The sequence below is a fragment of the Streptomyces regalis genome, assembly GCF_001509475.1.
Classification (GTDB): domain Bacteria; phylum Actinomycetota; class Actinomycetes; order Streptomycetales; family Streptomycetaceae; genus Streptomyces; species Streptomyces regalis.
In genome coordinates this window covers 1-271 of record NZ_LLZG01000315.1, presented here as the reverse complement: position 1 = coordinate 271, position 271 = coordinate 1, and the positions used below count along the sequence as shown (strand labels likewise).

Here is a 271-nt window from a genome sequence, read left to right as displayed (position 1 = left end):
CCTTGGGCTGGTGGGGGATGTCGGTGGCGCCGGTCAGGGCGAAGAAGACGTCGTCGAGGTCGGGGGTGTGCACGGTCAGCTCGTCGGCCTCGATGCCGGTCGCGTCGAGCCAGCCGAGGATGGAGCGCAGCTCGCGCTGGCTGCCGCCGCTGGGGATCTGCAGCGCCAGTGCCTCGTCGTCCCGGGTGACCTCGCGCAGGGCGGAGGCGGCCAACTGGTATGCGCCCGGGTCGGTGAAGCGGAGGCGGACGTGTCCGCCGGGGATGAGTCG

The 271-nt window shown here is 72.7% G+C and carries 1 pseudogene; it reads right to left on the bottom strand.

Features of this window, described 5'->3' with window-relative positions:
- Positions 1 to 271, bottom strand: a pseudogene (locus tag ADL12_RS27600) (ABC transporter); the annotation flags it as partial.